Origin of the sequence: Nostoc sp. C110 (genome assembly GCF_043099725.1) — a bacterium.
Lineage (GTDB): Bacteria > Cyanobacteriota > Cyanobacteriia > Cyanobacteriales > Nostocaceae > Nostoc > Nostoc muscorum_A.
The window spans coordinates 3,923,151-3,940,589 of record NZ_CP171148.1 but is presented as its reverse complement, the minus strand read 5'-3'; the positions used below and the strand labels follow the sequence as shown (position 1 = coordinate 3,940,589).

Annotated in this window: 17 protein-coding genes and 1 tRNA gene; 11 read left to right on the top strand and 7 right to left on the bottom strand. The window is 42.8% G+C overall.

Annotation, left to right across the window (positions count from 1 at the left end; all coding sequences use genetic code 11):
• The first annotated feature begins 203 nt into the window (after positions 1 to 203).
• From ACFFRD_RS22305 to petJ, 6 genes are all read left to right on the top strand, one after another.
• Positions 204 to 1,112: a carbohydrate ABC transporter permease gene (locus tag ACFFRD_RS22305; RefSeq protein WP_392477480.1), complete on the top strand. Its 909-nt coding sequence runs from the start codon at positions 204 to 206 to the stop codon at positions 1,110 to 1,112.
• Positions 1,109 to 1,936, top strand: coding sequence for a carbohydrate ABC transporter permease (locus tag ACFFRD_RS22300; RefSeq protein ID WP_163928682.1), 828 nt, complete (start codon positions 1,109 to 1,111; stop codon positions 1,934 to 1,936). The genes ACFFRD_RS22305 and ACFFRD_RS22300 overlap by 4 nt, the downstream gene beginning before the upstream one ends.
• A 151-nt stretch (positions 1,937 to 2,087) precedes the next feature.
• A complete protein-coding gene (locus tag ACFFRD_RS22295) occupies positions 2,088 to 2,303 on the top strand; it encodes a hypothetical protein (protein ID WP_012409317.1) in 216 nt (71 codons plus the stop codon).
• A gap of 132 nt (positions 2,304 to 2,435) precedes the next feature.
• Positions 2,436 to 2,927 carry a photosystem II cytochrome c-550 gene (gene psbV / locus ACFFRD_RS22290; RefSeq protein ID WP_114083743.1) on the top strand — a complete coding sequence of 164 codons (492 nt, stop codon included), beginning with the start codon at positions 2,436 to 2,438 and terminating at the stop codon, positions 2,925 to 2,927.
• A gap of 236 nt (positions 2,928 to 3,163) precedes the next feature.
• On the top strand, positions 3,164 to 3,583 hold the full coding sequence (gene petE, locus ACFFRD_RS22285) for a plastocyanin (protein ID WP_114083742.1): 420 nt from the start codon (positions 3,164 to 3,166) through the stop codon (positions 3,581 to 3,583).
• Between the two features lie 245 nt (positions 3,584 to 3,828).
• Positions 3,829 to 4,173, top strand: coding sequence for a cytochrome c6 PetJ (petJ, locus tag ACFFRD_RS22280; protein WP_179074842.1), 345 nt, complete (start codon positions 3,829 to 3,831; stop codon positions 4,171 to 4,173).
• A 459-nt stretch (positions 4,174 to 4,632) separates the two neighbouring features.
• Here petJ and ACFFRD_RS22275 read toward each other — a convergent pair whose 3' ends face one another.
• Positions 4,633 to 6,144, bottom strand: coding sequence for a hypothetical protein (locus ACFFRD_RS22275; RefSeq protein WP_392477476.1), 1,512 nt, complete (start codon positions 6,142 to 6,144; stop codon positions 4,633 to 4,635).
• 619 nt (positions 6,145 to 6,763) lie between these two features.
• Here ACFFRD_RS22275 and ACFFRD_RS22270 point away from each other — a divergent pair.
• Positions 6,764 to 7,462, top strand: a complete 699-nt coding sequence (locus ACFFRD_RS22270; protein ID WP_392477474.1) for an esterase/lipase family protein — start codon at positions 6,764 to 6,766, stop codon at positions 7,460 to 7,462.
• Between the two features lie 278 nt (positions 7,463 to 7,740).
• Entirely contained in the window at positions 7,741 to 8,400 is a 660-nt protein-coding gene (locus ACFFRD_RS22265) for a cytochrome b N-terminal domain-containing protein (protein ID WP_194143519.1), read from the top strand.
• 127 nt (positions 8,401 to 8,527) lie between these two features.
• Here ACFFRD_RS22265 and ACFFRD_RS22260 read toward each other — a convergent pair whose 3' ends face one another.
• Both ACFFRD_RS22260 and ACFFRD_RS22255 read right to left on the bottom strand, forming a co-directional pair.
• Positions 8,528 to 10,438 carry a cation:proton antiporter gene (locus tag ACFFRD_RS22260; RefSeq protein WP_392477472.1) on the bottom strand — a complete coding sequence of 637 codons (1,911 nt, stop codon included), beginning with the start codon at positions 10,436 to 10,438 and terminating at the stop codon, positions 8,528 to 8,530.
• 24 nt (positions 10,439 to 10,462) lie between these two features.
• Positions 10,463 to 10,645, bottom strand: coding sequence for a hypothetical protein (locus tag ACFFRD_RS22255; RefSeq protein ID WP_392477470.1), 183 nt, complete (start codon positions 10,643 to 10,645; stop codon positions 10,463 to 10,465).
• A 120-nt stretch (positions 10,646 to 10,765) separates the two neighbouring features.
• Here ACFFRD_RS22255 and ACFFRD_RS22250 point away from each other — a divergent pair.
• Positions 10,766 to 10,838 (top strand) — tRNA-Glu (locus tag ACFFRD_RS22250).
• An 81-nt stretch (positions 10,839 to 10,919) separates the two neighbouring features.
• On the opposite strand, the gene ACFFRD_RS22245 is transcribed toward ACFFRD_RS22250, so the two are convergent.
• From ACFFRD_RS22245 to ACFFRD_RS22235, 3 genes are all read right to left on the bottom strand, one after another.
• Positions 10,920 to 11,528 (bottom strand): SRPBCC family protein, encoded by a 609-nt coding sequence (locus ACFFRD_RS22245; protein ID WP_114083736.1) that lies wholly within the window; start codon positions 11,526 to 11,528, stop codon positions 10,920 to 10,922.
• 8 nt (positions 11,529 to 11,536) lie between these two features.
• Positions 11,537 to 13,558 (bottom strand): GAF domain-containing protein, encoded by a 2,022-nt coding sequence (locus tag ACFFRD_RS22240; protein ID WP_392483140.1) that lies wholly within the window; start codon positions 13,556 to 13,558, stop codon positions 11,537 to 11,539.
• Between the two features lie 1,169 nt (positions 13,559 to 14,727).
• Positions 14,728 to 15,063 carry a hypothetical protein gene (locus ACFFRD_RS22235; protein WP_012409307.1) on the bottom strand — a complete coding sequence of 112 codons (336 nt, stop codon included), beginning with the start codon at positions 15,061 to 15,063 and terminating at the stop codon, positions 14,728 to 14,730.
• 457 nt (positions 15,064 to 15,520) lie between these two features.
• On the opposite strand from ACFFRD_RS22235, the gene ACFFRD_RS22230 reads away from it, so the two are divergent.
• Together ACFFRD_RS22230 and ACFFRD_RS22225 are read left to right on the top strand one after the other, a co-directional pair.
• Positions 15,521 to 16,027 (top strand): HNH endonuclease, encoded by a 507-nt coding sequence (locus ACFFRD_RS22230; RefSeq protein ID WP_114083778.1) that lies wholly within the window; start codon positions 15,521 to 15,523, stop codon positions 16,025 to 16,027.
• A 16-nt stretch (positions 16,028 to 16,043) separates the two neighbouring features.
• Positions 16,044 to 16,433 carry an alr0857 family protein gene (locus ACFFRD_RS22225; protein WP_012409304.1) on the top strand — a complete coding sequence of 130 codons (390 nt, stop codon included), beginning with the start codon at positions 16,044 to 16,046 and terminating at the stop codon, positions 16,431 to 16,433.
• A 31-nt stretch (positions 16,434 to 16,464) separates the two neighbouring features.
• Here ACFFRD_RS22225 and ACFFRD_RS22220 read toward each other — a convergent pair whose 3' ends face one another.
• A complete protein-coding gene (locus ACFFRD_RS22220) occupies positions 16,465 to 17,313 on the bottom strand; it encodes a polysaccharide deacetylase family protein (protein WP_392477468.1) in 849 nt (282 codons plus the stop codon).
• Positions 17,314 to 17,439 lie beyond the last annotated feature (126 nt).

The window sequence follows — 17,439 nt, the reverse complement described above, 5'->3', positions numbered from 1 at the left end:
TTAGCATCCCCAAGGAAGCTAAATATATAGTTCCCTAAATTACATAAGCAGCTAACTCATACAACTGATATCTCGTAAATCGTCGTTTTGCGTCTAGGCTTTCCAAAAATAGAAACTTAATTTAATTACAGGAGTAGGATCAATAATTATGCATAACCCATCTCTACAGCCGGGTTAGTGCGGGATTAAACGGAGGTTCTGTATTGCTTGCAATCAACAGGCGGCGGAGTAACCCCAGGTGGAATATCACAGAAAACTTGGCTGGGTATATGTTCATGATGCCCACCATTCTAGTTTTGGGGACTTTTGTAGTCTTACCCATTCTCTATGCCGTTTTTCTTTCCTTGCAAAAAGTCCGACTTCTCGGCGGTATTGAGTACGAGTTCATCGGTTTTCGGAACTTCACACGATTAGCTGAAGATGAAAGGGTTTGGATTGCTTTAAGAAATACAGCACAATACGTAGCTATTGTTGTGCCAACTCAAACAGTCTTAGCTTTAATTCTGGCGGTAACTCTGAATTCTGGGATTCGCGGTAAAAACTGGTGGCGCATCCTCTACTTTTTGCCCACAGTCACCTCTTCAGCAGTGCTGACGCTGATCTTTATGTGGATTTATAACACCGATGGGCTACTAAATGATTTTCTTGCTTTTGTAGGGCTACCTACTTATAACTGGTTGGGCGATCCAGCTGTTGCGCTCAAAGGCATTATGATCATGAACATTTGGTCAACTGCGCCGTTTTTCATGGTGATTTATCTGGCCGCCTTGCAAGATATACCCCAAACACTTTATGAGGCGGCGGAACTCGATGGCGCAAATGGGTGGCAGCAATTTATCCACGTTACCCTCCCCTTGCTTAAGCCTGTAACCTTCTTTGTGGTAGCAGTGGGGGTGATTGGGACTTTTCAACTTTTTGACCAGTCTTACATCTTTTCTGGGGGTACTGGCGGCCCAAACAACGCTACCTTAACTGTGGTGCTGCTAATTTACCAAGCTGTGTTTCGCAATTTACAAATGGGATATGCAGCTGCGATCGCATTTTTGTTAGCAGCTGCGATCGTTGCCATCACTTTGATTCAACGGCGACTTTTTGGAGGCGAACGGATTTGACTAAAATCTCTGGCTTAAAAGTATTGCTATACGTCTTGCTGACACTTTATGCGATCATTACCCTAATTCCCTTTCTCTGGGCGCTTTCAGCATCATTTAAGCCGCTAACAGAGATTGTGGGTGGTGAACCCAACTTTCTCCCCAAGAATTTTACTCTTGACAACTACAGGCAAATATTTCTCCAAGAACCGTTATTTTGGCGCTGGTTGTTCAACAGTGTGGTAATCGCCGTCAGCGTTACGCTTTTAAACTTGTTGTTAAATTCAATGGCTGGTTATGCCTTGGCAAGACTGCGTTTTGTGGGTAAGCGCTTTTGGTTCTTTCTAATCTTGGCTGTGCTGGCAGTACCAGCGCAAATCACGCTAATTCCGACATTTTTGATTTTAAAAGCGATCGGCTGGCTGAATTCTTATCAAGGCATGATTGTGCCTAGCATGGTGAATGCCACTTTTATCTTTATGATGAGGCAGTTTTTTGTTAATTTTCCTAAAGAACTAGAAGAAGCGGCTCAACTGGATGGCTTAAATACCTTTGGAATTTTCCGACATATTGTCTTACCTCTAGCAAAACCAGCACTAGCAGCACAGGCAGTTTTTGTATTCATGGGAAGTTGGAATAATTTTTTACTGCCGATAGTTATCCTATTTGACCCAGAAATGTTTACCCTCCCTTTGGGGCTGAATACCTTCAAAGGCCAATACATTAGCTATTGGAACTACATTATGGCAGCTTCTATGGTTTTTACCCTGCCAGCTTTAGGTATTTACGCCTTTTTTAATCGTTACTTTATTCAAAGCGTTACCTTCACTGGGGGAAAAGGTTAAACCCCATTCCCAATGCCCCATTCCCCATACTTCGACTGCGCTCAGTACAAGTTCCCCATTCCCCAAACAGTATTTTGGGCAACAAATTGCACTCCTAACGTGATATTGGTATTACAGCGACTCAATCTCTATCTATCAGTTAACAAGCATTATGGGTTTTGCAGACCTATCGATCGCAGAGATAGCAGCCGACTACAGTATACCTGTAGAAAAAGTGTTTTCTCTGTGCAACCAACTGGGAATCGCCTACAAACACCAAAAGACCCGTTTGGCGTTAGAAGATGCAAAGGCAATTATTTCCCAAATATCGTTTGAAACACACCCAAAAGGTACTAGCGACTTGGTGGGTGATGACGAGGACACCTAACGGGTGATCTTGGGCTTTAGCTAATCATTGATAGCTAATGACAAAAAACAATGAGTCATTAGCAATTAGCAGCTTGGAGATTGAGAACCGCTTTCTTAGCTGTGTTGAGCGTCAAAAATTTTAAGGGGAAACATGTTTAGAAGACTAATTGGCGTTGTTGTGGCCACTGTTTTACTCTCGTTTCAGTTGCTTGTCGGTAGCGCGACAGCAGTGGAACTAGACAAAGCTACCCGAACAGTGCCATTAAATGCTCAGGGTGAGACCACCGTACTTAGCCTGAAACAAGTAAAAGAAGGCAAACGCTTATTTAACTACGCTTGCGCCCAATGTCATGCTGGGGGAGTTACCAAAACAAATCAGAACGTTGGACTTACTCCAGACGATCTGGCACTGGCAACACCCAACCGTAATAACATTGAAGGCTTGGTGGATTACCTGAAAAATCCCACTACTTACGACGGAGAAGAAGAGATTTCCGAAATCCACCCCAGTATCAAGAGTGCAGATATTTTCACAGCAATGCGAAATCTGACAGATGAGGATTTGGAAGCGATCGCTGGTCATATCCTAATACAACCCAAAATCGTTGGTACTAAGTGGGGAGGCGGAAAAATCTATTACTAAATCCTGGAACTGAGTCATTGGGAATAGGGCATTGGGAATAGGGCATTGGGCATTGGGAAGTATCCATTCCCCCTTCCCCCTTCCCCATTCCCCATTCCCTACTGATTTCACCGCTTTTTGAAATAAATTGCTCCCCATTTATTAAAAAAAAATTGTATCTATGACAGATTGTCATATTTGGTGTTGATTTTATTTAAAATGAGAAAGGAAAAAAAATTGTTTGTTAGGAGAGAGCCATGAAATTGATTTCGGCAAGCTTGCGACGCTTTAGTTTAGCTGTGTTGACAATCATTTTAGTTGTTAGTAGTTTTGCAGTTTTTACTCCCAGCGCTTCTGCTGAAACCTACCAGGTGAAATTGGGTAGCGATAAAGGACTGCTAGCATTTGAACCGAAAAACTTGACAATTAAACCAGGTGACACAATTGAATGGGTGAACAATAAAGTTCCTCCCCACAACGTTGTGTTTGACCCTGCCAAAAACCCTGCTAAGGATGCCGCTTTAGCAAAATCTCTTTCTCATAAGACTTTGCTGATGAGTGCTGGTAAAAAGGAAACAACCACTTTCCCCGCAGACGCACCTGCTGGTGACTACACCTTCTATTGCGAACCTCACCGTGGTGCTGGCATGGTTGGTAAAATTACTGTCCAAGGCTAGAAACGTCCTCGTTGACAGAAGATGATTTCTCTGTATGAAATTACCTCATAGCAACACGCCACGCTCCTAGAGTGACGCACACAATGGATAAATGGCGGTAACGAGTCTTATCGTCCCCTAAAACGCTAAACAATCTGTAGCGATTGAGGGATGAATTCGTTACCGCCAATTTTGATCAAATTTGACTTAATCAGGGATTAATCACGTTTATACTCTTGCTGGAGGCTTGTTGCGAGGAAATTCTCTTGAGAATACTTTTATTAATCTTAATGATAGCGATCGCTCTATTCAAATTGACATTCATTAGTCCAGCACTAGCTGCCGAAACATCCAACGGTGCTAAAATTTTCGAGGCTAACTGCGCTTCTTGCCATATAGGTGGCGGTAATATCCTTATTAGCCAGAAAACCTTGAAAAAGGAAGCATTGTCAAAATACCTAGAAAATTATGATAGCGACTCAATCGAGGCGATTATCCACCAAGTCCAAAATGGTAAAAATGCCATGCCTGCCTTTAAAGGAAAGTTAAGTGCTGAAGAGATTCTAGAGGTAGCTGCTTACGTTTTTCAGAATGCAGAACAAGGCTGGTAAGCTAGCTCTCAACTGTATGGAATATAGATCACTCTTAGAGGTTGTTTGAAAAGTCCTCTTCTTGGTAGCAAAACATTCTAGATCCCCCTAAATCCACGCCAGTTGCTCATGGGGGAAACCCCCTTGGCGCTAGCCTCTCCCTTTGGGAGAAGACCGCACTGGCTCCCCTTAAAAAGGGGGACTTTGACTCCGGTTCCCCCTTTTTTAAGGGGGTTAGGGGGGATCTAAAAGTGTCTAAAGTCACAGCGAAATACTTTTCAAACAACCTCTTAGGGGCACAGCAATACTCATACGTTTCAACTTAGAGCCAAAGTGAATAAAATTCACGGCTACACAAACTTAGCCACAGGAAGCAGACTAAAGAAAATTTGAAACCCACGGAAGTGGGTTTTATTTGTATAGATGCGGTTTATAACCACCCCTTTACCTAGTTTTTAATCCCAAACCACCAGCAAGTGATTATTTTTCTGGATTAGACTTGTCTCTGTTTTCCTTGACTTCACGCAACCGTTCTACTAGTTTTTTATCGGATTCAGTAGAGGGTGTAGCCTGAACCTTATTGACTCTCGGTAGCACTAAGGGTTTCGAAGTATTAGCTGCCGATGAAGGTGTGAGGTTATTTCTGATTTGCAATTCAGATAATGGTTTGGGGGTAGCTGCGGGTGTTAAGACAGGCTGATTGCCATTTACTCCCGGTGCAGCTAATGGTTTAAGAATACTTGTTGATGAAGGCGATATCTGGTTATTTCTGATTCGCAGATCGGGAAATGGTTTAGAAGTAGCTGCTGGTAAAGGGGTAAGCGGATTGTTATTGATGCCAGGTGTAAATAATGGAGTAGTCCCAGTGCTGTTGCTAGTACTGTTTTGGAAATCTAGGTTAAAGGGATAGGAACTGATCCGTTTATCTCCCTTGGGGGATTGCTTGTTGAAGTATTCCCTAGCTTTTAATTGCAATTCCGGGGAAACGAGCTTGTCTTGAAACTTGATATCTAGAACCTTACCATCAGGGTCTACCACTAATACACCCAAAACAGAGCCTTGAAGATTTGGCTTATCTGTGGGTAATGTTTGGCGAATGACTGGTTTTTGTTCTGCGTTGGGGTATTGTTGCTGAACTTCTTTTCTCAGGTTTGCGTAGGAATCTAGCTGTGCGATCGCCAACTCAGTCCCTTTTCGAGATAAATCAGGTGCTTGTGACGTGGTTCCCCTAATTAGGGTTAAGCTATCCCCAGCCCTTGGAGCTTGTTTTAAAGAATTTATGAGCTGGTTTTGAGCCATAGGCTTAGACGCGTTATTAACCGACTGCGTTATTTGTGGAGCGATATTTTCCCGTACTGGTGTAATAGGGTTAGTGTTAGAGAGGTTCTGAGATTGAGCATTTTGCAGAATATCATTAGGTATTTGCTGCGACTGCAATATCGGCAACCTATTTACATCTAACGGCTTAGATGCCTCGTATTTGGTATCAGTGACATTTACACGAGGAACTGATGGAGTAAATTTGGGGCTGCTATTGAATTTAGAGTTGTCAAATTTAGAAGCATCAAATCGCAAATTATCACTAGGAATCATCCGCAAAGACTGTCTTGTAGGCAATGAGGAGACTCGATAGTTATTCGATGATGGGGGTAGCGGAGGCAGTACTAGTTGGCTGCCGGATGGCGGTGCTGCCAATGGGGGCAATCCAGCTTGGGTGCTAAAGTTAGACGCAGAAAGTGGCGCTATTGGAGGAAGTTGTTGTAAACCAATTTTGGGGGTGCTTTCTGGCAAACGGCTTTGATCCGCTTGGCTCAATTCCAAAAGCCCGACGCTTTTTGATGATGCTGTATCTTTGGGTTTGCTAGAATCCATAGGCATCAATGGCACAATCATAGCGATCGCACCGTGGATACCAAGAGAAGCTATGGCTGCTATCCCAATTGGCTGGCTTAAGAGTTCTGGTATATTTTTAAACAAGGAGACGTAAGACATAGTTGTTATCGTTCACTCGGCTCAGTTGCAGTTGACTAACGATTTTCTCTTCCCGACTATATTGCAAAATATCGCAATATATGCGTCCCTCTAAGGAAATAATAATTTCCTCTCATGGCAATGAAAACGCCAAAATTGCCATTTATTCAGGTTTGTAATTGTTTAATAACGCTGTTTCATATCTTCAAATTTGAGCTTGCTAAAGAGATATTTGAAAAATTACTACTTTTGATTTGTTATTTTTATGACGCACACAATTAAAATTAATATCTGGGATATTTATTAAAGTTTAAGTCAAGATTCAAGTCTCAGTACATCAAAACATCTGCTGAAGTCGCCTTGTTTTTTTACGCTTTTCCAGTCAACTAGGCTTCTGTAACAGATGGCACATTTGCTTGTCCGAGACTAGTGCCTATGTGAGAATACTACCACATCAGCCGCCCCGAAAACTGTTGTAAATTGTACAATTTTATTGACATTCTAGTCCTAAACCCCACCAAAGCTATTTGGGTTTTTATAAAAGGAGTTCGGCTGTGCGATCGCAATTATAGCTTTTGATTTTTGACTACTTCTTTGTAAAAAAGTTTCAAACCTTCAATCATTGCCTCAAAAATTTAAAATGCCGTTACCGACAGTTATTGTACCGGGATATCTAGAAAGCGCGATCGCTTACCGCCAACTAGAACAATCCTTACAACAGTTAGATTTTCCGACGGTTACAGTCCCACTACGACGGCGCGACTGGCTACCGACTATTGGCGGAAGACCTGTAACACCGATTCTACAAAAACTCGATCTGACAATCAAGCATATATTGCAGCAATATAATGCTACCCAAGTTAACTTAATTGGTCACTCAGCCGGAGGTTGGATATCCCGCATCTACATGGGAGAAAAGCCTTATATAGTAGGCAGTAACGCTAAACCCTCGCTTTGGAAAGCGCATCCTTTGGTTGCAACTCTCATCACCTTGGGTACACCCCATATTAGCCAAGAACGCTGGACACGCTCAAATCTAGATTTTGTCACCAATAACTACCCAGGAGCTTTTTATAAAAACGTTCGTTACGTTTGTGTGGCTGGCAAAACTATCTTTGGGGAAAGGCGGCGTGGTAGCTGGTTAGCTTACAGTAGTTACCAATTAACCTGTGGTAAAGGCAACACTTGGGGAGATGGCATCACACCAATTGAAGCTGCTCACCTGGAAGGCGCAGAAAATCTGGTAATTGAAGGTGTGAGACATTCTCCAAGAAGTCCTGGAATTTGGTATGGCTCACCAGAACCCTTAAAAGCTTGGGTGCAATATTTGAGTCATTAGTCATTAGTTATTGGGAATTGGGAATTGGGAATTGGGAATTGGTTTATCCCTTCACATTTCACACTTCTCACTCCTTACTCAGCACGGGCTAAACGCTCCGCTACCGCTAACAGCACTCAGTACTCCTTACTCAGCACTCATGAAAGGTATTGAGCTAGTTAGCTTATCGGAAATATTAAAAAAATTTATTTTTCTTTGAAAAGTGCAACATATATTAATATTTCGTAGTTAAAATTAGAAAGTAATAAATACCTAGTTAAGAACAGGAGGGGTGAGCTATGCAAAGCACCCAGTTCGATAGGATTATGCGACGAATAGCAACGATATTGTCAGTTGTGATTCTGACTTTGTGCTTAATTTATGTTTCTACAGGAGTTTTGCTGTCTTTTTACTATGAACCGACAGCAGGCGGTGCTTATAACTCCTTAAAGATGATTAATACACAAGTTCCATACGGGTGGTTGTTTTGGAGAGCGCATAACATTGCTGGTAATGCGGTAATTGCGATCGCTCTGATTCAAATTGTGGTGATGTTTTTAAGTCGTCAATTCCGCAAGAGTTGGCTAACTGCTTGGATTAGCGGGATTTTGTTGACCTTAAGTGCGATCGGGCTGGACTGGACAGCGATGATCCTAGATTGGACTCAGGAAGGATACTGGCGTTTTAACATTGAATTGGGAACCATCGAAGCTATTCCTTTTATTGGTGGACAGCTGCGCGAAATCCTAACTGGGGGTGGAGCGATTAATACAGTTACTGTCGAACACCTTTACACAATACACAGTTATTTAATTGCGGTGGCGACGCTAATTCTTGCCATAGTTCATTTATCTGCTTTACTGTGGCAGGAATGGCAAATGTATCAAGAAGCGCCAAGACCAGAAATTGGTAATTTGCAACAACCACCAGAAGGCGAATTTATTCCTTCCCAAAGTTAATAAAGGGTCAAAGAAGAGGAGCATTGGGAAGAGGACTTGGGGACAAGGGGACAAGGGGACAAGGGGAAAGACTTGTTTCAAGTTCTCACCCCTTGTCCCCTTGTCCCCTTGTCCCCCTACCTCTCCTTCATCCCCCAGAAGCCTCACTAGCGGACAATTGGACGAGGGATAGGTCTTCAACCTCCGCTAACTTTTCTAGAGAGAGGGGAGTAGATTGGGTAGCACCAGATAAACGTTTTAAAAGGCTAGGTCTGGGGTCATGCAATAGGTAAATAATGCGATCGCCAATTTCCCAATCTTGGTTAACTGGCATTACCTGTAAGCGTTCTTCTCGTTCTACCAATAACGGTATCAACACTCCAGTCCGAATTTTTTCTTGAATGCGATCGCACTGAGTGGAAAATTCTAGCTCATTTAGCGTAGTTGTCCCCAGTTTGACTCGCCCATCATTTAAATATTCATTCCAAGTTTTAATCGCTAAGTCTGGGATAAAAGCTTGATTAACTTTATTACTAACCGAAATACTCGCTTGCGGATCGCGGGGGAAAACAGCTAAAACGCGCGGCGGCTTAAATTCCTCGGCTGCTCGTTGAGCCAAAACAAAATTCACCTCGCCATTACTTGTCATCGCCAAAAAAGTGCCCATCGAAGCAAGTCCCGCCTCTTCTAAAACAGCAGCATCTAACCCACTGCTGGCAATCACTCGCAGATTTTGCGCCTCAGCTTGAACAAGACATTCGGGGTCAGTATCAATCATGACCACATTTTCTCCCCGTTCTTGAAAGAACCGGGCAATCAAAAGACTCAATGGGTTACAACCCACAATCACTACCCCAGTTACGTCCTTGGAGGTAATTTGCAGCCATTTGGCAACCCAGCCAGCAGTTAGCCCTTGGCAGACAACAGTCATGATAATTGTCAGGAAGACTAAAGCTTTAATGGAATCACCGCCGTTAATGCCACGCTGGGTAAGGGAGATTGCAAAAAAAGAAGCTACAGAAGCCGCAACAATTCCTCTAGGAGCAACCCAGCTTAAAAATAGTTTCTGTCGCCAATTTAAATCACTGTTCCAGGTACACAACAAAATATTAATCGGGCGAACGACAAACATTAATACCAAAACAGTGAATAAACTACCCCAGCCCAAAGCAAACACACTGGCAATAGATAGATCGGCAGCTAATAAGATAAATAGCACCGAGACGCTGAGAATTGTTAGCTGACCCTTAAAGCTCCGTAACAGACGTTCTTCTGGAACTGAGGAGTTAGCAAAGACTGCTCCTGCAACAACTGTTGTCATGACTCCCGATTCACTGCGGATCATTTGCGATAAGGCAAACAAACCCCAAAGTATCGCCAACACCACTAAGTTTTTTAGCTCGAATGACAGAAAACTGGCGCGTTTGAAAATCAAGCTCATCAGATAACCGCCAGCACCACCAATTGCTGCACCAACACCCAGGCGTATTAATAAACCAACGATCGCATTAATTGGATCGGCATCACCGTTCACAATGGTATCGAGGACAACGAAAGCGAGAATCGCTCCTACAGGGTCAATTAAAATCCCTTCACCTTCCAAAAGTGTTGCTACTTGCCGATCTACATTGATTTGTTTAAGCAAAGGGCCAACGACGGTTGGGCCTGTCACCACAATGATGGAAGCATAGAGAAAAGCTATATTCCAAGGAAATTCACCCAGCCAGTGAGCAGCCATACTGCCACCAAGTAGTGTGATTAGCGTTCCGAGAGTGACGAGCAATTGTAAGCTGACTGAAACCCTGCCTAACTCTCGCAGATCCAAATTAAGTCCGCCTTCAAACAAAATTATTGCAGTTGCTAGGGCGACAATAACTTCCACTCCAGTGCCCAGCAAATGGGGATGCAATAGCCCTATGCCATCAGAGCCGAACAATATGCCTAACAGCAATAACAAGACGATGCTGGGTATGCGAAAGTATGCAGCCAGCACTTGAGCGCTAATGCCTGCAAAAACAGCGATCGCCATCTGTAGGGTAATTTCAAAAGATGCTTCCATGTTGTAGATTTTGAGCGATTTATTTCAAAATCTTTGGTAAAAAATCGTAGATATTAACTCTACAGGGTACAACATCATACCCTTTTGTCCTTGGCAGAATTTACCGTTTTTTCTATCTGAGCTTCTCTCGAAGTTACCAGCACCAGATGTTGATGCACCCTGCGGCTTCCCACAGGAGCTTCTACGAAATCCTTTTTGTTTCTCCATCTCTTTGTATCCTTTTCAAGCTTTAGCCACCACCCAGTTTAGCTGCCAAAAACTTTTTTTCGCAAAAGCTGTTGACAACAGCTAGGAAATTAGTTATTTTATAAAAGGTCTGAGTCCGATGCCCCCATCGTCTAGAGGCCTAGGACACCTCCCTTTCACGGAGGTAACGGGGATTCGAATTCCCCTGGGGGTACTTAAAAAAGTAGAAGCGTGTCTTTCTACAAGTTGATAAATTAAAACGCTCGTTCAGGATTATTTTTGAACGAGCGTTTAATTATATATACGGTTTTTTGGTGGCTAACTCTTCTACACGTTGGTGAATAGCCACAAGATTCAACCGTAGGTCTTTACTCAGGCGGTTTTCAATGATTCCCACTGGCATGGTGAGTTTAGGCCAAACTTGAATTGTGTAGCAAAGATTTGTTCCTATATACTCACCAAGGGAATAAGGCTCTAAACACCAGCTACCAGAAAAACCTTTAAAATCTCCCTCTACCATCCGAAAATTAATTTCTTTGGGGAAGCATTCTTCCAAATCCAGAACCACCCGCGCCGAAAAGTTGAAATTTAGTAAGCGCTGGGAGCCTACTTGCTCCAGTCTAATTCCACCATTGGGATGCTCGATTAGACGACTCTTGGCGAGGTTGGGGAGAAAGTCAGGTAAGGCTTCATAATCTGTCAAAACCTTCCAAATTTTTTCCACCGGTTGGGGGATTTGGACTTTGGCGCTGATTTGTCGCTGTCGCTCTGCTATTTTCTGAATTTGAACTTCTACCTTAGCTGCCAAAGCGACTAGATCAGCGCTCAAATCTCCTTCAAGATTGGTGTCATCACTAGGAGACTGGAAATCAAGGTTCTCTGTTGGGTTCTGTTCTTTAGTCACATTAAGAATTATGGTTTGCTTTCGTCAGAAAATTGGGGCAGAGTCAGGGTGAAGCAAATTTCGCTCTGTTCAGAATCCAAGATTGGGAGACTTTCAACTGCGATCGCTCCATTCAAATGCTGCACTAAAGACTTGACTAGAGCAAGTCCCAAGCCAGTCCCTGGAGTCCAACGCCCTTTTCCACGACGGAATTTGTCAAAGATGTAGGTTGCTTCTTCTTGGGAGATGGCATGTCCTGTATTCGTCACCTTTATGATAACTTGATCGATTTGTTGATCGACTCGGTGAACAGCTTCTAAATGGACGGTGGTATCATGCTGCGAGTATTTACAGGCATTAGTTAACAACTCTTGCAGGATGCGGTCAAAACTCTCCAGTTCCGTTTGCAGTTTTAGCGATTCTTCTGGTAAATCTACAGAAATCTTTAATCCCTTCTCTGCGAGTTTCTTCTCAAAAGCTACTGTTATATCCTGAATTCTAGTATTTAAATCTATAGATTCTAATTGTGGAGCTTCGTGAGGCGACTCTAGTTTCTGGAGTGTCAACAAGTCATTAATCAAGTTGATTTCCTTTGTGCATTCCTGCTCTAGGATATCCATGTATCTAATTTGACGCTCTGGTGCGATTCCTGGCAAACGTAAGTTCCGAATGGACATCAGCATATTTGTCAAAGGATAGCGCAAGCGATCGCTCATGTTGCTCAAAAATTCATCTTTGAGTTCATTGAGTTTCCGCAGTTGCTCAACATATTGCCGGGTTCTTTCATGCAACTTTGCCTGGAGTTCTAGACTACTCTGGAGTTTCGCTGTCCGCTCATCTACCAAAGTTTGTACTTGACGCAATGTCTGTGACTGAATTATGGCGTTGCTTACTTGAGCGCAAACCATTTCCACAAGATTTAATTCGGCTGCTTGCCAACTGCGAGTAGTAGCTTGCTGTAGCACCAAAAATCCTAAGATTTTACCTTGACTTTCTAACGGCACTAATAAGACGGCAGGCAATTGCTCGATCGCAAATAATGGAGCAGCTACCGAAGTATCATTTTGCTCTGTATAGTTATCAAAGATTACTGCTTTTCCAGTATCTATGAAGGGACGCTGGCACAAACCACATTCCGAAAGCAAAAAAGACTGCTGTTCTAAGGTTTCTGGTTTAGTAGTGCGACAAATTTGTGTTGCCTTCGCCCATTCACCAACCACTCTAGCTTTCGCTTTCGGAATTTGTTTTTTAGCTTGAGTCCTAAATAGTGGATCGGTATATTTTAGTAGTATAAGTAAACCTCGATCTGCCTGTAGAGATTCGGCAGTAGAGGCGATAACTAACTGGAGCATTTGATTAAGCTCTAAGTTACTGCGACTCAGTAATGTTAATTGCTTGATCAAGCTTTGATACTGATCGCCTTTTTGAAGATATTGTTGTTGATGAGTAATTAGTTTAGCTTGCGCCACTTGAGAAAAAGCGATCGCACAAGCAGACTCTACTTCTTTTAGCAGTTGTTTTTCTGATTCACTCCAATCATAAGGTTGGAATTTAATCAGATTAATCACCCCATTATTATTTCCACCAAACCTGGTGGGAATTGCCAAAACAGCTTTTATGGGTAGGGGTAAATACTGACAGCCAATTACCAAACTCTTCTGAATGATGGAAATATCTTCAATAGTCAATGGTTCAGCAGCACATTGCAGCACTGGCGAGTGCATAAGCAATTGTTCCATCGAAAACATTTCTTCTGGATGTGGCAACCCCATATATTGATCGGCACACCAATTCATAGTACTTGCTTCGTCAGATGTTTCACTCGTTACTGAAACTAAGCAGCAACAATCTACTTCAAAAGCAGTTCCTAGCAATTGGGCAATATCTTGCAACATCAAAGCCGTAGTTGAGGTATTGGCAATGATTTGGTTAATCTTTTGTACCAACTGGTGGGCAGTTTCTTCCTGATGCTGCATCAGCTTGACTTTGTAAGTTTGTAGTCGATCTATGTCATCTACGTACTGTGTCGGCGACCATAAAGGCTTTTTCATTCTTGGCACGCCCTTGGATAATAAATCCATTGTTTTTGCACCCAACCCATTGGCATATTCTTCACCGTTAGTTGTGTTGCGACACCTTGATAATTGACAAATCTTATATGAATACTTTCTCTCACCTGTTATAGCCCTTTTCTATGGCAGATGGCCAAGTTGCTGCTATATAAAGCAAATTGCTACATAGGTAGTGAGATACTTAGGATATTCTAAAATGACCCAGCCTGATTATTTTTGGCTGCTTTATCTTCTTTATATTGAGATAATTAACTAACTTTGATTTAGAATATCCTGTCTGTAAGTATACATAAACCGTAAATTCTCTGGAATCTCAAGAAAATCCCCCAGTCATGACCGTAAAAACACTGGATTGATTTTAAGATTTTTGTAAAATTTTGTTTTTATTTTAGTCCTTTAAGCAGCTATCCTTTGCTCTGTGTTGCTTTCAATCAAATATAACTAAGCCAGAGCGTCAAACCAATTTTGGATTTGGGATTTTGGATTGAAAGAGACTACTCTCTTAGCTCAGAGCGGGGTATGAACCAAAAAATCTAAAATATAAAATTCGTATCCCCTCAGAATTTCCTTTTATCGAACAGAATTCAGGAGTCAGGAGTCAGAATTGAGAATGAATTCTGTGCGAGTGGCGGATAGCGCAGCGTAAAGCCTTCGGCATGGCTTCGCTTAAAGCGAGTCCACGTTCGCGCAGCGTCTCGTAGAGAGCGTCTGAATAGCCGGGTTTAAGACCCCCACTAAATCTACGATTTGGTGGTCTTTAATCAGTCGCGGGTCTGAATCCCCGACTGATTTATTCTGACTCCTGTTAGCGGTAGCGGGGCGTTTAGCCCATTCTGACTTCTGAATTCTTCTTCAATAAGCTACAAATCTTAACAATAAGTTTTACTGATTAGAGAAAATAAAGCTAAATTCTGAATGCAGCCCAATTATTCAGTAATAAGACTTACGTACTGAAAAGCTGAAACTTCGTTTGCGTAGCCCCACTACCCCCTAACAAACACCAATTGCTCAACTTGGGTATCCTAAGTTGAGCAATTAGCTTCCCTTAAACAGGGGGTATCTTAAAAGCCCCCTTTTTAAGGGGGTTGCAGCATCTCTTGTACGTCAGCCTTAAATAAAATAACTAGGCTGCATTGCCTGAATTAAGACTATCCAGCCAAACTCTCGACACTCAGAGGAACCATATCGCCATTTCTCGTCAGCCCTAACAGCATTGGTTCTTGGGGTTGAATTAGTTGACCTGTTAGTACACAACGTTCTTCTTGCTGGGCTGTGGCTGCTATGCTAGCTCGAATGTCCGCTCGGGAAAATCGAGGCTTCCATTCACCTGATTTTTGTTGGACATAATTCCAAAGAATATCTCGAATCAGAGCTTGATATCCCTGATTTCCAGCTATTTCTTTGAGCTTATCTTTGAGTTCTCGCTCTAGGCGGATGCTGGTAACTTCCATATCGGTGGTTGGGGTGCGGGCGATCGTATGCATCACTATTTCTCCTTGAAACTATAGACAGGATAGTAATACAAGTGTAGTATGTTTAAAGGAATGTTCAATAGGTGAAATTTTCTGTGAAATCCATTTTCCCCATATTTACTTCAATTTTGTGCCCTACCAATTGCCGAGCCAGTTGGGAATCAGCTGCTATGGAAGTGGAGTATTTATTTATGGGCGATGGTAGCCGAAATTATGGGCAAATCACAGAGGGTAATTATGATTTTAGACATCTCAGCATAAGTGGGTTGATTGCGAAACCACAACTAGATAAAGAAAGCGGGGGGTACAGGCAAAGGAATGCCGTACCAATATGAGACCAGAGAGTTTTCCGGTCAATTATAACCCCCGCTTCACCCAAACAGGAAGCGGGGGTTTTTTTATAAGGAGTGAAGCTGTGACGATATCTTCTGGTGCGTCCGCTATGCAAACAATGCGCGGCGCGAACGCAATGCAAGTGTTAGAGCAATCTGTGGTGGTGTTTTCTCAAAATTACTTGCCACTGTGTCGGATCAATATCAAGCGGGCGATTGTGCTGTTAGTAACCAACAAAGCTCAACCGTTAGGTTTTACCACAGAAAGCGGATGGCGAGTTCACTCACCTAACTTGGTAATTGATGTACCAAAACATATTCGCTTAACAATCACTTCTAATGAGCGGATGTGGAAAGTTCCGCCAGTGAATCGGCGGGAAGTTTTACGGCGAGATCATCACAGTTGCCAATATTGCGGTAGCGGCAAGCATCTAACACTAGATCATGTGATGCCGCGCTCAAGAGGCGGTTCTCACACTTGGGATAACGTAGTCACAGCTTGTGAGAGATGTAACTCCCGTAAAGGCGATCGCACCTTATTTGAGTCTGGTATGCAATTACGTACCAAACCAAAAGCGCCAATTCACCCCGCGATTTCTTTTGCCGAACAGTTTTGGATAGATATGCAAGGAAGCCTGGAATAGCAGGAGAGCATAAGGAATGCTGAAATTAACTTACACTGAAAGCAGTTTTGATTTGGAATGTCTCACTCTGTCGCTAGAAGAATGGGTAGCGCAGCGAGTGATTTTGGCCCTGCGAGTTGGGCAAAGTTTGTGCATTGAACCCAGTACTGCTTCCTTTTTGCTTCCTGTGGATTTGCCAGGAGTAGAAGTGCTTAAGGCTGAGGTAAAAAGAGATGACAGAGAAATCATTGCTCTGTGTGCCTCTGATACCCAATATATGGAAGTCACTCTGCAAGGTTCTTGGCTATCAGATAGTTCTAAGGATGCTGTAGGTGTGTTTTTCACCACTATGAGCGATCGCGCTGAGTTCTTTTTGCACAAACTTTGGCAGGAAGCTCAAGCTTGTGCTTCTGTCATGAGTGAATAAACGAAATAGTAGGGTGAGAAATTCTCACCCTTTATTGCGCCATTTGTAGCAGTTCGGGAATTGTCACAAATCGATAGCCTTGCTGTTTGAGTCCACTGATGATTTGTGGCAAAGCTTCTACTGTTCTTCGGCGATCGCCACCACCGTCGTGCATCAAAACAATAGAACCTGGTTTCGCGCCTTTCAAGACATTATTTACAAATGCTTGCGGTTTGGCGTGAGGATCGGTATCAGCTGAAGTTAACGACCACATAATGACAGCATTTTTCTGGCTTTTCGCATAAGCAGCTAATCCGTTGTTTAAAAAACCTCCAGGAGGACGAAACAGAGCAGTTTTCACTCCTGTAGTTTTGTATATCAGGTCAGATGTGCGATCAATCTCACTCTTAGCTGTGGCTTCATCCATTCGCCGATACCAATGATGCCAAGTATGGTTGCCAATGGCGTGTCCCTCGACCACCACTTGTTTGGCTAGGTCGGGATTTGCTTGTAAAGCTTGTCCTACCCAAAAGAATGTTGCTTTAACATCATTTTGCTTGAGGATATCCAGCATTTCTAGGGTTGTCTTTGGCCAAGGCCCATCATCAATGCTCAGAGCAATAACCTTTTCGTTGCTGCTGAGTTGAACCTTATAAACTGTTTTTCCCTGAAATTTAGCTGGGACTGTAAATGTAGGGTTTTCTACTTTAGCTGATGGCGGTAGTTGGACATTAACTAGGCCCTTTGCTGGATCTTGAACTTGTACAGTGTGGCTTTTGCTCACTGGCTGGTTCAACCCCAATTGAGGGGAAGTGCCTGGAGCAATACTACAAGCTGTAATATTAGAGGCGATCGCGACAATACTAATTATCTGTTGTCGCTTGAGGTAGTTGTCTGTCACGTCAGGCTTTTAAAAACTCACCCAAGCATAACTGTAGTTTGAATTTTCAGAGGGGCTAAGTAAGTTCAAACCTAGGTGCAGAAACTCTTCTAGACAATTTCAAAAAAACTTTCTGAAACCCCTTGA